Raw genomic sequence first — 15,797 nt, 5'->3', positions numbered from 1 at the left:
CTTATGTTTTGCCGAGCTTGAATTGCCCATCAAGTGCGATCGCAATTTTTCCTAACTTATTCAGTAAGCCCTAAGTAGTGAGATTTTAGATTAAAGAATTGAATAATTTGGAATTCTTTAGGAAGCTCGTGGTTGGGAGCTTACGCACAGTTGTATTACTTTTTACTAGAATTAATTAATAAAATTGATATTGATTTTTCCCGCGTTCCTTAGCACAATACATCGCAGCATCGGCATTCTTGACTAAAATCTCTGGATCTTGACCGTCACTGGGATACAAACTAATGCCAATACTTGTAGTTACAGAAACTGTATGTTCTTCTAAAATAAAAGGCTGTATGATGGCAGCACAAATTTTTTCAGCTACTTTCCCAGCTTCCTCGCGACCGGGAATTGCGGGGAGAATGACTGTGAATTCGTCGCCGCCCAACCGCGAGATAGTATCGCTGCCGCGCAGGCATTTTTTGAGCCGACTGGCAACAGTTTTTAAGAGCAAATCGCCCACATTGTGTCCGAGAGTGTCGTTGATTGACTTAAATCCATCTAAATCTAAAAAGAGTAAAGCTACCAATTCCTGATTTGTGGAGGCTATTTCTAGAGACTTATGCAAAGATTCGTAGAACATTTGGCGGTTGGGCAAGCCGGTCAGAGTATCGTGATAAGCTTGATGGCTGAGTTCAGCATTTTGTTGTTTTAAAGCATCTTCTCGGCGCTTGCGCTCGGTAATATCTCGGATCGCTCCGACTAAAAATAGGTTGCCAGCAGCATCTTTGTGGAGGGATCTTTTAGTTGCAATTAAATGGGTAATTCCGTGAGCGTTGGTAAAATATTCTTCGTTTTCTCGCGGCTGGTGAGTTTGCAATACTAATTCGTCTTGCTGCCAAAATATATCGGCTTCGGCTTGGGGAAATAAATCGTAATCTGTTCGACAAGTTAAAATTTCCAAAGGATAGCCAATAAACCGACAATATGCCTGATTCAAAACAACCCAGCGGTGATTTCGATCCTTGACAAAAATGGGGTCGGGAATTGTATCGATTAGCGATTGTAAAAATTCTTTAGACCGTTTTAATTCTTCTTGCAATTGAGCCAGATAACCCACAACTGCGACACCAGAACCCACAAGACTGAGGATGGGAGGAATCAACGGCAGCCACCAACCTGCTAAAAATGCTAAGTATAAACTGGCACTCAAACCTAGACAGATACTTAATAAACAGTAAGCCGATCGACCGAGCGATCGCAAATTCCAACTCACATTTGCTCCCGCCCAAGACCACAATAAAATCCACAGCAACTCCGCAGCCTCTGGCCAGACATTGATACCCCCGCGCCCGTCTAGGGCAGCACTCAAAATGTGGCTCAAGAAATGAGCCTGAAGCTCGACTCCGGGTATTTGCTGGGGAGGGGCAAACAAACCGGAACTGTAAGAATTTTGGTAAAAGTCTTTGAGGCTGGGGGCATTTGAGCCGATCAAGACAGCGCGCGACCGCACAAAATCAGCGGGTACTTTGCCCGAAAGCACGTCGCTCATCGATGCTGTCCGAAAACTGCCTCGCGGGCCGCGCAGGTTGGTCAAAATTTGATAGCCGCGGCTGTCCGATCGAACATAGGCACCGTCATTCGGTTGAAAAGGTCGAAAAACCCCCTTGCCTAACTGCAAGTATTGGGGATAGCCTTTTGATGCTTGAGGGGAAATGTTTTCGCTTTTGAGGTAAAGCAAAGCCAGTCTGAGGGCGAAACTTTGATGAGTTTTGCCGTCTTCTGGCCAAGCGTAGAGTAGAGTTCGCCGCACTTTTCCATCAGCGTCTATGACAACATTGTTGAAACCGATTCGATCGAGCTTGTCAAGTACCGGAGGCGGTCGAACTCCGAACCGAGTTTCGTCCGGCATCAACTCAATGCCGATTAAGTTGGGAATAGTTTTAAAAGTTTTGAGCAATTCGGCGTTACCCGGTTGAGTTGGCAGATCTCGGTAAACGTCGAGGCCGATCGCCCGCGGCTTGCCAGCGTGCAATTTTTGCAGCAATTGGGCCAATACAGCATCCGAAATTGGGTAGCCGTATTTTTGCAAGTCAGCTTCGTTAATTTCTACAATGGCGATGCGCGAGTCAATTGCTTCGGCCGGCCGCCAGCGGACAAAGTGGTCGAAAGCAGCCCATTCCCACACCTGAAAAAACCCGAACCAGCGCATTACAATCACCGTACCGGCAACGGCACTCGCAGTAATCAATACTCGGCGTTCTCGATCGACCCATTTTTTGAAATTTTTTAGCATATTTTGGGATTTTGCCTCGCCCTTCGAGCTTCTAGGCTACTACCACACATAGCTTTTATATCTCGGGGCGATCTGCTCAGTCGATTTGAGATTTTAGATGTTAGATTTTAGATTATCCAATTTTTTGGTTTTTCGGTTCGGGCGAGTCAATTTGAGATTTTAGATTATCAAATTCTTTGGTTTTTCGGTTTGGGCGAGTCGATTTGAGATTTTTTGATTTTTCGGTACATCGGGCTTCAACAGCAGACACTGGGTTTCCATACCAAAATATGTCATTTTTAAAATCTGTCTGGAAGCATAAACCAGGTTTATTGAGTTTTTGTGTATGGCAGAAGGAACAAGAAAGAAGGAACAAGAAAAAATCAAGACCGAAGTTACTATCGACCGCAATGGTTTCAGCAATTAATAACTTTCTCAACGTCTGGTACGGTTGTTATAGAGATGCTTGGGTAGTGAGGTACACAATCAAACTTAAAAAGCCTAGCAACAAGGGTCTCGGCGTATTATATTTTTCCGTTCACCGCTATCTACCTAGTTTTTACTAATTTTTTTATGAATTATCAATGCGAAATTTTAGATTGATTTCGCAGTAATATCAAAGAATAAACTCCTTGAAAAACCAGGATATTTCGTGCCAATCAATCTAAAATTTGCAGTCTGAAATCTCAAACTTTTCTGTCAGTTTTGAAAGTTGCGCGGGCCGGTGTAACCCGATAAATCAGCGAGTTTCTCCAAAGATTGCGTCCCCGAATAAAATTGACCTTTAATCTCCCAAGTCGGGAAACCTTTAACATTCGCAGCAGCAGCTTGGCAAATTTCAGCGCGGGAATTTTGTCCCCGGGGATCGCATTCAAAATAATCAATTATTTTGGCTGCTTCTTTGCCGAACAGCATTTTTTGGTCGTGGCAGTGGGGACACCAGTAAGCGCCGTACTCTTTAGCGCCGATTTCTCGGAGGTGGCGGGCCAAAGCAAGTTGTGCCGGGCCGGAGGTTGTAGTGACGGCAGGGGGTGCAATTCCGGGGGTAGAGACAGAAGCAGCAGGCGATCGCACGCTGTTGTAGAGTCCCAAAGCGCCGATCGAACTCACCATTGCCACCAAAATGCCTGTAAACACTAACTGTCCGATATCTTCCCACTCGCGCCCGACTAGCACCAGCACAAACAGCGACAGCGAAAATAAGGCAGAAGTGACGCAGTAAATGCACAGTTCCTGAATTTCAAAAGCCATCAAATACATCAAATAGCTGCTGAAAATTACCATTGCAGCGGTGATGATAAATAGCGCTTGCCAAGTTTTGTTTTCTAGTTGAGAGTGCAGTCCTTTATTGGTGTTGGGATTGACGGCTTTGGGAGCGAATGCCAAGATTGCTATGCTCAGGTAAGCCAGACAGCCTAACAAACTTAAAGGCACTGTGCCGCTTACTGTAGCGTAGGGACTGTTGAGAACTTTGTCGCAGCCGCTGGTGGGACAAATGACTGAGCCTGTCGTGAATTTAGCGATCGTGAGATAGGCCGTTTCTACGACGCCGATGGCTGCGATCGCTGCCATCACAGTCCTAGACCAGCGATGAATCCAAGGGGTTGAACGTCGGCGAATCATTTTTTGAGTTGGTAAATGGTAATTGGGAAGTGGGACGTTGAAGGAAGAAGGAAGTTCGGCAACGAGGAATGTACGGGATTTAACGGATTTAAGGGATGAATTTTAAGGAAAGAAGTCAGAAGTCAGAAGTCAGAAAAAACAACAGCTATCCCTGACTTCCGCGTTGTCAATCAAGGGAATTGGGAATTGGGAATTGGGAATTGGGAATTGATAATTGGTGCTTTTTTTCAGTGTTAGCTCTTAGTTTTCAGCTATTACTCTTTACCGATTACAAATTACCGATTACCAATTACCCATTCCCATTTTACGTTTTATTTGTGACTTTGCCCGGTTCCTGTGTTGGCCCTCTGGAGCCATTAGCGTCTCTGTTTTCCTGTTCGCGCTCTTTCTGTGACAAGCTGCGGCGGGCGGCTTCTACAAACTGGCTGACGCGGATCGGATCGATCGGCTGCTCGATGCGGCCGTTTCGCTTCAGGGAGCTCGATACAATAACACCGTCAGCAGCCTGCATGAGTGTGGAAATGTTTTCCCACGACGCGCCGCTGCCGATGAAAACTGGAATTCCCGCCGCTGCTGCACTCGCAAGTTCTAATTCTTCGAGATTGGGAGGGCTGCCGGTTGTCCAGCCCGAAAGGATCACGGCATCGGCTAAAGAGCGCCCGATCGTCTCTGAGACGGCTGTGGTCAAGTTGGGGCTGCCTAGGGGTCGCCCGTGCTTGACTAACACGTCCGCTAATATTTTGACATCACTGCCCAATTCCCGACGGTAGCGCAGTAGCTGGTGAGCTTGGCCTTCAATTAAGCCTTGGTCTGTAGCCATGATGCCGTTGAGGACGTTGACGCGGATGAATTGGGCACCCGTGCAGGAGGCGATGGCGATCGCGCTGTGGGCGTCGTTTCGCAGCACGTTAACGCCGATCGGCAGCGTCACCAGATTTGTCAGCCTCTCGACTACCAGAGTCATCGCACTTACCACAGCCGGATCTACGGTGTCTTTGGCAAAGGGGGCGTCGAAAAAGTTCTCGACTATGATACCGTTTGCGCCGCCAGAAGCCAGCGCTGTAGCCTCTTGCTCGGCTCTTCCGATAATAGCTTTGAGGTTCCCCCCCCAGCGGGGAGAAGTTGGCAAAGGCTGTAAATGTACGACACCGATTATGGGATTCGGCGTTTTGAATATTTGTTTTAAGTCCACGGGTTTTCCTGAAACCACCAAGTTCACTGACGGCTGACGGCGGATTTTGACGGTATATTCTAGAATTCTATATCCACGGGGGCGATTCGGTTGACTCAATCGCGCGGCTAAGTTGCTAAAACCCCGACGGTATAAGATTTTAGATGTTAGATGTTAGATTTTAGATTTTACAAGGACGACGTACTTAGCTCACTCCAAGATGGATACTTACTTCTAAACAGGAGTCCTCGAAAGCAAAACAAGTTTAGATTTTAGGGAGATTTCCCTGATTCATCTGTCGAGTCAATGCTCTAATTTTTAATCTAAAATTTACTGACTGCAATCGGGGTTGAGAGCTTGACAGCAGTTGCATTCTTTTTTTATACCTTGGTGTCGGCAGGGGTTTTTGCTTCTCTATCGAGGTTAAGTGGTGAAAGTTGTTCTCTTAATTTTGGCTGTCACCTCCGGATTGTGGGCAGCAATCGAAGTGCTGCTGCGGGTGCTGTTGGGTTTTGGCAATCCCTTAATTTACATTGCCGATGCCGAGTGCGGCTATTTGTTGGCACCAAACCAGAGGGTGCGCCGCTTGGGCAACCGGATTGAAATTAACGAGTATTCGATGCGTACTGGAGCGATCGCCCCGATACCCCCTCCAGAAACTCTGCGTGTCTTGCTGTTGGGAGATTCTGTCGCTAACGGCGGTTGGTGGACACATCAGACCAATACGATCTCGGAAATTATGACTCGGCAGTTGAGACTGCAAGTACAGAATCTGGCGAGCGATGCACAATTAGCTTCAAAAGTCAACTATTCAGATTTTGAAGTTCTCAACGCCTCAGCCAATTCTTGGGGACCGAGGAATCAACTTGCTTACGCCAAGCGGTTCGGTGTTTTTGGCGCCAAGGCTTTGGTGTTGCTGCTCAATACGGACGATTTGTTTGCATCCGCTCCCTGTGGGGAGGTTGTGGGGCGCGATCGCTCTTACCCGGATCGCAAACCCCGATCGGCTACGCTAGAGTTCTTGAGCCGCTACCTGCTACCAGCATTGCCGGCTCGCCAATTAACAGCACCCAGAGTCGAAAGCCCAGATGTAGTCGGCTGCAACTTAGAAGCTATTTGCCACATCCAGAAAATAGCTATATCCGCCAACATCCCGTTTTTGCTTGCGGTGACGCCCAAGCTGGGCGAATTCGGCGACCTTGGCCCTCGCGACTGGGAAGTCAAGGCTAGAGAGCGTCTCGCCGAACTCGTGGAAACAGAGAAAATTACTTACATAGATTTTCTTCCCATTTTCAATTGTGCGGCGCAACTTCCGACTTTGTATCGAGACAGCATTCACCTGAGCCCTGAAGGAAATCAGCTAGTTAGCAAAACCATCAGTCGTCAAATAGTCGCTCTTTTTTAGCACCAATCGTGATTTCACCCAAAAACGGATACCGGCCCCCGACTTAGGTTGTGGAGAGCAAAAAAATTTAAACCTTAGTTCAATCCCCCAAATTTATCTGTGGAGTCAATCGATTTGAGATTTGAGATTTGAGATTTTAGATTAAAGCCTTGACCCCACGGATAAATTCGGGGGCTCCTTTATCGGATACAGGTTTTTTATTTCTGGACGGATGAATCCGGGGGCTTGTATCCTGGATGCTTGATTGTCAATCTAAAGTCTAAAATCGTTCGACTGAGCGCAACTCGACGCGCGCACTCGCCGAACTTCTCACGCCGAATTGTCCAATCTCAAATCGACTGACATCGAATCCGGTTGCATGGGAACAGTTACCCTTTTCAACGAACAACAAACCCAAACTGTAGAAGCAGCCGGAAACGACTCGATTTGTCTCGATTTAGCTAACTTGCAAAGTAGACTCTAGCTCTTTGGGATACCAAGCTTGACCGTCGAGAGCCATTTGCTCGATCGAACTCGCAAGCCGCAGAGCTTTGAGAGCTTGTTCTCCTCCGACAGAAGGCTGATTTCCACCCCGCACGCAATTAATAAAATGCTCCAACTCTGCGTGGAGCGGTTCAATATTGCTGGTGTAAACTTTCTCGATCAACCCATCTTGACGGTAAAGCACCTGACCGTAATCCGTCACATAATTGGCGGTTGTTTGTCGGTGAATCAAGATTTCGTTGTTGAGAAAATCTGCCTCTGTCAGAGAATTTTTGCAGTGAGCCGCGATTGAACGGAGTTTGCGGTGCGTCACCTTGCTGGCCGTCAGGGTGGCCACAATGCCGTTAGCAAAGTTCAGCGTCGCTGTCACGTAGTCTAAATAACCTGAATCTGATGCCCTGCTGCCGCTGGCGGTCAGCTTCACCACTTGCGAATCTGCCAATTCCAGGAGCAAGTCGATATCGTGGATCATTAAATCCAAAACTACCGATACGTCGTTGGCCCGCTGGGAATAGGGACTCATCCGGTGAGCTTCCAATGCCAGCAACTCTTCAGTTTTGAGCACTTTGCCGAGTTCCTGAAAAGCTGGATTGAAGCGCTCGATGTGACCCACTTGCAAAATCCGGTGGGCCTCAGCAGCCGCATTCACCAAAGATTCGGCTTCGGCAATGCTAGCCGCGATCGGCTTTTCAATTAAAACGTGAACACCCGCTTGGAGACAAGACATCCCCACAGGGTGGTGCAGGCGAGTTGGAACGGCGACGCAAACTGCATCTACGTGGGCTAGCAAATCCCGGTAGTCTTCAAAGAAGCGAACCCGGTATTTGCTTGCTACATCTATTCCCCGCTCTACATTTATGTCTGCAACACCCACGAGCTCGATATCTTTCAGCAAGCTCAGAACTCGCGTGTGGTGCTGGCCCATATTGCCAACCCCAATCACCCCAATGCGGAGGGGTTCGGGTTGACTTCGCTGGCCGAAAACGTTTGCGTATCCCAATGACATCCTATCTAGCACTCCTGGATTCTCCTCCACCACAGGAATCAAGCCCGTTGGCTTCCCTAAGCTACTCACAGCCATCCAGATAGTACCACAGTCAAACTATTTGTGAAGAATTTCTAAGAGAATCAGGACGGCAGACGGCAGAAGGCAGACGGCAGACGGCAGAACACAGACGGCAGACGGTAAAAATTCTAGAAATTACGTATAGACAAAAACTTCCATTTATGGTAAAGGAATTAGGTGATTAATGCCGATCGCCTGACAATTGCTAGAATCAGCAAGCAATCTTAAAATTCAAAACTCGATCTCCTACCTTCTACCTTCAGAAAATATTCGAGTTGCAAAATTTTGCTCCCGATTCGGAGACAGAGCCCGGGCTTTCAAAATCGCGGCTACCAAAAACGCATAGGACAAAACTCCCACCAATGCCAGCAAAAGTACGCTGGCGGCTCCCGACGCATTCCACAAAGCGTGAAGTGCCGAAGCGCTGAAATAACCTACGCCCAAAATTTGCCAGCGTTTCCGGGGTTTGAGGGCGCTCAAACCGATAAAATATCCCAAATAGCCGCTGTAAGCCATGTGTCCGGCGGCTGAACCCAAAATGCGGGGAATTAGCAACTGCAATCCTACTAATTGTCCGGCTTCTGGCCCTGCTTGCAGGGTGACATTTTGGATGACATTGGGAACGTACTGCCCCAGAGTTTCTAACAGTGTAAACCCGACTGCCGAGGCACTTCCTAACAGAATTCCGTCTAAAGGTTCCCAAACGCCGACTCGATCGCGCCACGGATTTTTCAGCCAATTTCCCAGCAGCATCGCTCCCAAAACGGGCAGGGCTTTCAGCAATTCTTCCATTAGACCCGCCCCGAAAAACATTCGGATTAAAAAAGGCAAAAAACTGATTGTTTCGCCTTCGGCTGGCAGGCGGCCGGGCAAAATTTCTCTAAATACGAATATAAATCCAATCAATAAGGGGCCGATCACAATCAGGACTGTAGCTAACGCCGAACCGAGCAATACCCACCAAGGCTTGTGTTTGCCGCACAGTTGATAGATAAAGTAGTAAGCCGCACCGGCGAGGTAAGCTGACAGCAGCAAATTGAATGCTGCGGAATTGCCAACGGCGACAAACATCGACACGACAACAATAACTGTGGCAATACCTGGATATAAGTAAGCTTTTTGGCTTAATTGTTTGCCAGTGGAGGCGATCGGGAATAATTGAGTTAAAGTGAGAGCGTCTTTTTCACTGACAGCCAAATTGCCCGTTGTGAGTGCGGGGAATTCCGGTTTATTTTTGTGAGGGGTTACGGGAGATTCAAAGATGAATTCAGGGCCGTCAAGGCCGAGACTGACGCGATCGCCTGTTTCTAAAATTTGGCAGCCGGAGAGCTTTTTCCCGTTGATATAAGTTCCGTTAGCGCTGTTGAGGTCGCAAATTTCCCATCTCGGAAAATTACCCTCAGTCAGGGGACGGACTGCCGCGTGGCGGCGGGAAACCATGCCGTGGCCGATCGACTCCAAAGCTATTTGACAATTGCGATCGCGTCCGATAACGACTTCCCCATCTTCAGAAAGTTGGTAATTGTACGCTGGCGCTCCCGCAGCGCCTTTAGCTGGCACTTGTCGCAGAAATGCGATTTCATTAGTCATGAGTTATGAGTCATCAGTCATCAGTCATTAGTGATGAGCTCGCGAGCTGTTAGCTGATGTTATTTTTGGGCAGTTTTTATTCGACAGCGATTAGTGATGAGCTCGCGAGCTGTTAGCTGATGTTATTTATCCGCAATTTTTATTCAATAGTTATTAGTTGTTAGCTAAATACTAATCACTAAAGACTAATAACTCATCACTAATGATTCTGCTTACAGATTGGCTCTGGCATCCTGAACGGCTGCATAGAAAAATATGCCAGTTAGCGGTACGCTGAGCGCGAGGATGATGCCGGTCACTAAGTTGCCGAGTTGAGCTTCTCCCGAGGACAGCTCAAAGATGGAGCCGACTGCGGCGATCGCCGCGATGCACGAAAGAGCTAAGAGTAAACCACTTTTCGGAGTTCCTGCCATCATACTGATTTTACTGCCTTTGGCGAAAATTTGTGCTTGACTAATTCTTCATTCAATGCCAGCTTGTTTTCTACTCTGTCTACAAACAGCACTCCGTTGAGGTGATCCATTTCGTGCTGAATTGCCCTCGACAGTAACTCTGCTGCGATCAGGGTTTGCGGGCGGCCGTATTCGTCGCGGTAGGAGACTTCAATGGCTTCTGGGCGTTTGACTTCTAAATAAACTCCCGGAATGCTCAAACACCCTTCTTGCAAGATGCAGATATCGCTGCTGGTACTTTTAATGGTGGGGTTGATCAAAACGATTGGGGGTGTGGCGGGGTTTTCCGGGTCGCAGTCGAGTACGATTACTTGTTTGTGGACTCCGACTTGAGGGGCTGCCAAACCGATGCCGTCTGCACTGTACATGGTTTGCAGCATTTCTCGGACTAGCTGCCGAATTTCTGCATCGACGCTTTTGACGCGCTTGGCTGGCTGCCGCAGGACGCGATCGCCTAATGTATGTATTGTTAGGGGCGGTTTTTGTAACTTTTTCTTTTCAATCAAAACCTGAGCCGTCATAAAACCTCGGGGGATGTTTGGAAACCCCCAACGAAAGCTGTTGGGGGATGAAATTGGAACCAATACTATTATTTTCAATAATAATCTAATTTTAAGTAGCCATGACTGGAAACGCACCAAACCAACGGCCGGTTATTTCTCTGGGACTTTCGCCTGTTTTAGTGGCGGTAGATATTGCGGCGGCGATCGCGCTTTTGCTGGCTGTTTTGCCGATCGTCAAGTTTTGGGCGGTTTTGCCCGATCGAATTCCGATTCATTTCGGCTTGGGGGGGCTGCCTGATGCTTGGGCCGACAAGGTAACAATTTGGATGATGCCGACAGTGGGTGCCATTATTTTTGCGGTTTTAACTGCGGTATCGCGCTATCCGCATACTTTTAACTATCCGGTACCGATTACTTCTGAGAACGCTCGCCGGCAATATCTGTTGGGGCGAGGGCTTTTGGTTTGGCTGAAGGCGGAGATTTGCTGGCTGTTGGCCTTTGTGGTGCGCCAGCAAATTCTTGTGACCTTGGGCAATGTTCAAAGGTTTAGTGTGGAGTTGGTTTTGGGGATAATTGTTTTGATGTTTGCGACGGTTGGCGTCTATTTGCTCAAGGCTTATTTGGATCGCTAGATATATGGTAAAAAACTTACATCTACCCCAATATCAAGTTTTTTTGGGTAGATTTTTTTATCGCTGATGATATTATGCTACATCAAACCAATAAATAAAATTGTTTTTATTGAGGACTTTAGTGTTCTAATTTTTTTGATAATTTTAGTCTTCACTATAAACATTTTTGATGGCGGTAATTGACCGAAAGTATCCAGGATACAAGCCCTCGGATTCATCCGTGGGGTCAAGGCTTCAATTCTAAAATCTAAAATCTAAAATCTAAAATCGATTGACTGGACATGATAGGCACATGGGAGAGGTTTGTGCTGGTAAACGCCGATCGACTAACCCATCAGATATGTTTGCTGATTGTTCATCGGCAATACTCGCAACCGTCGATTTTTCAAATCAGGTTCTAAGCCTAGTTCTTCCATTGGAATCACGCCCAGCAAAACAGCAGAAACGCCGTCGGGTAACTCTAAACAATCAAATCTGCCTTCTCTCCCCTCTACAATAATTTGAGCGTCGGCAAAAATTCGACCCTTTTTTATGCCCGCTGATGTTTCTACATTTCTTTCTCCTACTTGTATTAAGCCTAACTGGCTAATAATGCGAGCTGGCAAGGAAAGCAGAGTAGCTCCGGTATCGACAACAACGTTATCGAGGATAACAGAACGAACTTCCTCAGCAGAAATAAATCCCCGTTCAGCCATAACTCGATCGATGCGATTCGTGACGGTGATTGTTGTAAGAACTTGACCCATTTGTTTTTCTGGCAGATTGGGAAGTACGAGTGTCATATTATTTTACCTTTTTTAGAATATCAAATCAAGTGAACACTATTGAACGCCGATCGACTAACCCATCAGATATGTTTGCTGATTGTTCATCGGCAATACTCGCAACCGTCGATTTTTCAAATCGGGTTCTAAGCCTAGTTCTTCCATGGGAATCACGCTCAGCAAAACAGCAGAAACGCCGTCGGGTAACTCTAAACAATCAAATCTGCCTTCTCTCCCCTCTACAATAATTTGAGCGCCTGCAAAAATTCGACCTTTTTTGATGCCAGCCGATGTTTCTACATCTCTTTCTCCTACTTGTCTTAAACCTAGTTGGCTAATAATGCGAGCTGGCAAGGAAAGCAGAGTAGCTCCGGTATCGACAACAACGTTATCGAGGGAAACAGAGCGAACTCCCTCAGCAGCAATGAAACCCCGTTCAGCCATAACTAGATCGATAAAATTCGTGACGGTGATTGTAGTGATTACTTGACCCATTTGTTTTGCTTGCAGATTGGGGAGTACCAGGGTCATTATGTTACCTCTTTGAGGGTAATTAGTGGATATTTCTATTGTAATGCTATCTAGAATCCTGCTTGGTTGGTTAAAATCGTTTTATTGACCGGCCACAGTTAGAATTTGCCTCAACGCATGACACCAGAACCAAACTCTTCCCAACCCAATCCTCCAGAGTCGAACGTGACTTTACAAAGTCTTAACGGTGGGAGCCCTACTGTGCCACCTGAACCAGCGACAATCGTCGCTACTGCTAAACCGGAAAAACCCCTGCCGCCGCCTTCAACCCGCAAGGTTTTATTGTCGCCGCAGCCTGCACAAACGACTGCTGAGATGTCGGGGTCGGTGCTGACTCTGGGGGCAATTGCAGCGATGATTTTTGGACTGGCCAATGACAACATTTGGCTGGGCTTAATAGGGGCTATCTGTGCGATCGGGATATCGCTGCGACTGATGTGGCCGAGTTGGGGCAAAATCTGGGCGCAGGTAATTCCGCCGACTTGGCGCACGCTGATCGTCGCCTGCTTCGGGCTTTTAGCTGGGATTGTGGGCTTGCTGATGCTCAGCGGTACTAATACTGAACCGGGAAGCCGCAACATCCAAATCAACTGGGACGCCATCGGCGCTCTGGGCGAGCTGATCGGCGCTTTGGGCCAAATTTTGATCGCAATTTTGGGCGTTTACGTGGCTTGGCGGCAGTACGTGATCTCGAAAGATTTGACGATTCAACAAAATCGAATTACGCAGCAGCAAACAATCGATGCTTATTTTCAAGGGGTTTCCGACTTAGCCCTTGACGAACAAGGGTTTTTGGAAGACTGGCCGCAGGAAAGGGCGATCGCCGAAGGCCGCACCGCTGCGATTATGAGCAGTGTAGATGCCGAAGGTAAAGCTAAAATTCTCCGGTTTTTGTCGCAGTCGAGATTGGTGACTCCTCTCAAGCGCGATCGGCTTTTAGGCCGCCCCATCCTTGACGGCGACGGCGGCTATGCTGAAGATCGAGATTACGGCGTCCGCGTCATCGATTTAAATGTGATGTTAGCGGGTGCTGACATGGCCAACACTGACTTGCGGTGGACGGATTTGAGCGAAGCTAACCTCGTCCGGGCAAATCTGAGCAAGTGCGATTTGGTTAAAGCCAATCTCTCGCGCGCTATCTTGTACGACGCCAATCTCGCTCGCGCCGACATGAGAGCCACCATATTATTTTACGGCTCGCCAGAAACTGCATCTCCCCGCAGCCGTACTGAAGTTCCGAACTATCAAACGGGCGAATATACCGGCACCGTGATTGAACGAGCTGATTTCACCGCTGTCAAGCGCCTGTCGGAGGATCAACGCTATTACTGTTGCGCTTGGTGTGGCTCGAAGTCGAGAGAGACTATTCCCGGTGGCTGCGAAGGCATTCCCAATAAACTCGGACGTTAAAATTAGCAGTACGGCTGTACTTACGTATATATTTGGGAGGGCTATACTTGAGTTTTAAATCAACAGTCTTGCGCTGTTTAAGCCATGACAAATACTGATTTACTGCTAGAAGTAAGTCCGCGCCGGGAGCGATCCCAAAGCCGGGACGGGTTAATTTTTGCCGCTGTTATGTGGTTTCTAAGCCGATCGGGATGCAGCTAATTGCTCCTTTAGTCTGCAAAAACTCCCCCGTGTATGCGATTCGGCGACCTCGGGGTTTTGTAAGCGGTTTCCTTCCCAAAAGCGGGTGGGAACTGTTTTCGCAGTGGGACGGTAAATGGTACGTCGAAATCGCTACTTTAGACTACTCCTATGCAGATGACCAAGAATTTCAAAGGTGGTACCTGCCACGTGATTTATCCGTGGAATCAATCCCAAATCGAAAATCGAAAATCCTCAAGCCACCGCATTTATCTCGCGCAAGTCAATCTAAAATCTAAAATCTAAAATCGATTGACGGGCAGCACCATTCTGTGGCTTTTTATCCGCTGTTTCCTTTTCTGATGTGCGGGTTGACTACTCTTGGAATCCAAGTGGAACTAGCAGCGGTACTAATTAATAGTTTGGCATTTCTGGGTGTATTATTGCTGGTCTAGTTTTGAGTAGAACAGCTATACAATACCAATGCAGCTAAGTGGACTACTTCTGTGCTTGTATGGTGTCGGCTTTCGCTATTTTCTAATGTCATATATACAGAAGGATTGTTTTTGTTCCTGACAGTATCTGCTTTGCGATATTTTCACAGGGGCGAGTATATTTGGGCGACTTTTTGGGGAGCTTTGACGACTGGTACTAGGCGGCGGGGACTGGCGCTGATACCTACTTTTTTGCTGACAGCTTGGACAGTTGTCTGTTTCGGTTTTTGCTCTTTAGCCATAGTGATAAACTCCGGTGTTCTGCAATCGGTTCACCGCTACGCTTACGGCATAGTGTCGCTTTCTATCGGACTCGGTTTAGTGTTGAGCAGTCAGCCTCGGTGGGATATGCTGTTATGACATTATTTGCTACATTACTGCTATACATGGCTGTTAAATTTGCAGCTTGGGCTTAGGTAGCTTAAGATACTTATCCATATCTTTTCCATCAACTTAACTTAGTCTATTTCCCAAGCTGCCTGAAAAAAGTCTCTTTCGCACAGCATAGCGTAGCGATAGGTTGCTTCTACTTCTGGTTCAGCTTCTGCGTAGCGATCGACCAAACTTTCCAGTCGTTTTGCTAAAATCTCAAAATCAGGGCTGCTATAGGTAGAAATCCAGTCGCTAAAGGCGTGTTCCGGTATATTAGGTTTAGCTAGCTGCTGTCCCAAAAAAGCATACAAACGCAAGCAAGGAGTCATCGCGGCTGCTGTCAAACCTACACCGCTTCCCCAGGCTGTCGCTAATAAAAAATCTGTGTAGCGGCGGGTAGCGATTCCCGGTTTTGCCTCTTGCAAGTTTACACCCCATTTGGCTGCATATCCTTGATGCAAGCGAAGTTCTTCTACAACGCCGCTGCCGAGATTGTGGAGGATTTCAAACCCCTCCCAGTCGGGTGCTTTTGCCGCAGCGATACTGTAAGCGCGAGCGAATGCTCCGAGAAAAAATGCGTCTTGTGCAACGTAATATGCAAAACTATTTTGGGGGAGGCTGCCGTCAGCAATCCCTCTGACAAAAAGATGTTGCAGACAAGCTTCGCTTAAGTCTTGATTTGCTTGCCACAGATAATTTGAGGTTGTCATGCAATTTTGAATTGATGGGTGATGATTGTAATTTTTAGAGTCCGACTCAACAGCTATGATAACATATTTTTTCGCTGTGCTTCCGTCAGTAGTAGACGTTTTTTTTGGGGTATTTAAGAAAATAGATAAGTATTGGTATACTGCTATTTTCTCG

At 47.3% G+C, this 15,797-nt stretch carries 14 protein-coding genes; 4 read left to right on the top strand and 10 right to left on the bottom strand.

Annotation, left to right across the window (positions count from 1 at the left end; genetic code table 11):
- Positions 1-175: 175 nt before the first annotated feature.
- The 3 genes from QUA80_RS25975 to btpA form a co-directional block, all read right to left on the bottom strand.
- The gene (locus QUA80_RS25975; protein WP_333427877.1) at positions 176-2,278 is read right to left on the bottom strand and encodes a CHASE2 domain-containing protein; all 2,103 of its coding nucleotides are present in this window, start codon (positions 2,276-2,278) and stop codon (positions 176-178) included.
- A gap of 678 nt (positions 2,279-2,956) precedes the next feature.
- Positions 2,957-3,880 carry a vitamin K epoxide reductase family protein gene (locus QUA80_RS25970; RefSeq protein WP_333427876.1) on the bottom strand — a complete coding sequence of 308 codons (924 nt, stop codon included), beginning with the start codon at positions 3,878-3,880 and terminating at the stop codon, positions 2,957-2,959.
- A gap of 304 nt (positions 3,881-4,184) precedes the next feature.
- The gene (gene btpA / locus QUA80_RS25965; RefSeq protein WP_333427878.1) at positions 4,185-5,072 is read right to left on the bottom strand and encodes a photosystem I biogenesis protein BtpA; all 888 of its coding nucleotides are present in this window, start codon (positions 5,070-5,072) and stop codon (positions 4,185-4,187) included.
- A gap of 409 nt (positions 5,073-5,481) precedes the next feature.
- Here btpA and QUA80_RS25960 point away from each other — a divergent pair, with 409 nt between their 5' ends.
- Positions 5,482-6,456 carry an SGNH/GDSL hydrolase family protein gene (locus QUA80_RS25960; RefSeq protein WP_333427875.1) on the top strand — a complete coding sequence of 325 codons (975 nt, stop codon included), beginning with the start codon at positions 5,482-5,484 and terminating at the stop codon, positions 6,454-6,456.
- Positions 6,457-6,892: 436 nt separating this feature from the next.
- Here QUA80_RS25960 and QUA80_RS25955 read toward each other — a convergent pair whose 3' ends face one another.
- The 4 genes from QUA80_RS25955 to def form a co-directional block, all read right to left on the bottom strand.
- Complete coding sequence (locus QUA80_RS25955; protein WP_333239904.1) at positions 6,893-7,945, bottom strand: Gfo/Idh/MocA family oxidoreductase; 1,053 nt, start codon at positions 7,943-7,945, stop codon at positions 6,893-6,895.
- 306 nt (positions 7,946-8,251) lie between these two features.
- Positions 8,252-9,595: a PrsW family glutamic-type intramembrane protease gene (locus QUA80_RS25950; protein WP_333427874.1), complete on the bottom strand. Its 1,344-nt coding sequence runs from the start codon at positions 9,593-9,595 to the stop codon at positions 8,252-8,254.
- Positions 9,596-9,807: 212 nt separating this feature from the next.
- Entirely contained in the window at positions 9,808-10,008 is a 201-nt protein-coding gene (locus QUA80_RS25945) for a hypothetical protein (protein ID WP_199297488.1), read from the bottom strand.
- Positions 10,008-10,568, bottom strand: coding sequence for a peptide deformylase (gene def, locus QUA80_RS25940; protein WP_333427873.1), 561 nt, complete (start codon positions 10,566-10,568; stop codon positions 10,008-10,010). Before def ends, QUA80_RS25945 begins: the two co-directional genes overlap by 1 nt.
- Positions 10,569-10,669: 101 nt before the next feature.
- Between def and QUA80_RS25935 the strand changes: the two genes are divergently transcribed.
- Complete coding sequence (locus QUA80_RS25935; RefSeq protein ID WP_333427872.1) at positions 10,670-11,182, top strand: DUF1648 domain-containing protein; 513 nt, start codon at positions 10,670-10,672, stop codon at positions 11,180-11,182.
- A gap of 326 nt (positions 11,183-11,508) precedes the next feature.
- On the opposite strand, the gene QUA80_RS25930 is transcribed toward QUA80_RS25935, so the two are convergent.
- Together QUA80_RS25930 and QUA80_RS25925 are read right to left on the bottom strand one after the other, a co-directional pair.
- Entirely contained in the window at positions 11,509-11,964 is a 456-nt protein-coding gene (locus QUA80_RS25930; RefSeq protein WP_333427871.1) for an aspartyl protease, read from the bottom strand.
- A 57-nt stretch (positions 11,965-12,021) separates the two neighbouring features.
- Positions 12,022-12,477 carry an aspartyl protease gene (locus tag QUA80_RS25925; RefSeq protein ID WP_333427870.1) on the bottom strand — a complete coding sequence of 152 codons (456 nt, stop codon included), beginning with the start codon at positions 12,475-12,477 and terminating at the stop codon, positions 12,022-12,024.
- 117 nt (positions 12,478-12,594) lie between these two features.
- Between QUA80_RS25925 and QUA80_RS25920 the strand changes: the two genes are divergently transcribed.
- Together QUA80_RS25920 and QUA80_RS25915 are read left to right on the top strand one after the other, a co-directional pair.
- On the top strand, positions 12,595-13,887 hold the full coding sequence (locus tag QUA80_RS25920; protein ID WP_333427869.1) for a pentapeptide repeat-containing protein: 1,293 nt from the start codon (positions 12,595-12,597) through the stop codon (positions 13,885-13,887).
- Positions 13,888-14,573: 686 nt separating this feature from the next.
- Positions 14,574-14,921 (top strand): hypothetical protein, encoded by a 348-nt coding sequence (locus tag QUA80_RS25915; RefSeq protein ID WP_333427868.1) that lies wholly within the window; start codon positions 14,574-14,576, stop codon positions 14,919-14,921.
- 98 nt (positions 14,922-15,019) lie between these two features.
- Here the strand turns inward: QUA80_RS25915 and QUA80_RS25910 are convergent, their stop codons facing one another.
- Positions 15,020-15,643, bottom strand: a complete 624-nt coding sequence (locus QUA80_RS25910) for a TenA family protein (protein WP_333427867.1) — start codon at positions 15,641-15,643, stop codon at positions 15,020-15,022.
- Between the last annotated feature and the right edge of the window lie 154 nt (positions 15,644-15,797).

This window comes from Microcoleus sp. F4-D5 (assembly GCF_036704885.1).
GTDB lineage: Bacteria > Cyanobacteriota > Cyanobacteriia > Cyanobacteriales > Microcoleaceae > Microcoleus.
This window is presented reverse-complemented; position numbering and strand designations above follow the sequence as displayed.

Coding starts and splice junctions, on each gene's coding strand:
- QUA80_RS25930 (WP_333427871.1), bottom strand. CDS start 11,964: ATGACACTCGTACTTCCCAATCTGCCAGAAAAACAAATGGGTCAAGTT.
- QUA80_RS25955 (WP_333239904.1), bottom strand. CDS start 7,945: ATGTCATTGGGATACGCAAACGTTTTCGGCCAGCGAAGTCAACCCGAA.
- QUA80_RS25935 (WP_333427872.1), top strand. CDS start 10,670: ATGACTGGAAACGCACCAAACCAACGGCCGGTTATTTCTCTGGGACTT.
- QUA80_RS25945 (WP_199297488.1), bottom strand. CDS start 10,008: ATGGCAGGAACTCCGAAAAGTGGTTTACTCTTAGCTCTTTCGTGCATC.
- QUA80_RS25925 (WP_333427870.1), bottom strand. CDS start 12,477: ATGACCCTGGTACTCCCCAATCTGCAAGCAAAACAAATGGGTCAAGTA.
- QUA80_RS25920 (WP_333427869.1), top strand. CDS start 12,595: ATGACACCAGAACCAAACTCTTCCCAACCCAATCCTCCAGAGTCGAAC.
- QUA80_RS25950 (WP_333427874.1), bottom strand. CDS start 9,595: ATGACTAATGAAATCGCATTTCTGCGACAAGTGCCAGCTAAAGGCGCT.
- QUA80_RS25970 (WP_333427876.1), bottom strand. CDS start 3,880: ATGATTCGCCGACGTTCAACCCCTTGGATTCATCGCTGGTCTAGGACT.
- QUA80_RS25910 (WP_333427867.1), bottom strand. CDS start 15,643: ATGACAACCTCAAATTATCTGTGGCAAGCAAATCAAGACTTAAGCGAA.
- QUA80_RS25975 (WP_333427877.1), bottom strand. CDS start 2,278: ATGCTAAAAAATTTCAAAAAATGGGTCGATCGAGAACGCCGAGTATTG.
- def (WP_333427873.1), bottom strand. CDS start 10,568: ATGACGGCTCAGGTTTTGATTGAAAAGAAAAAGTTACAAAAACCGCCC.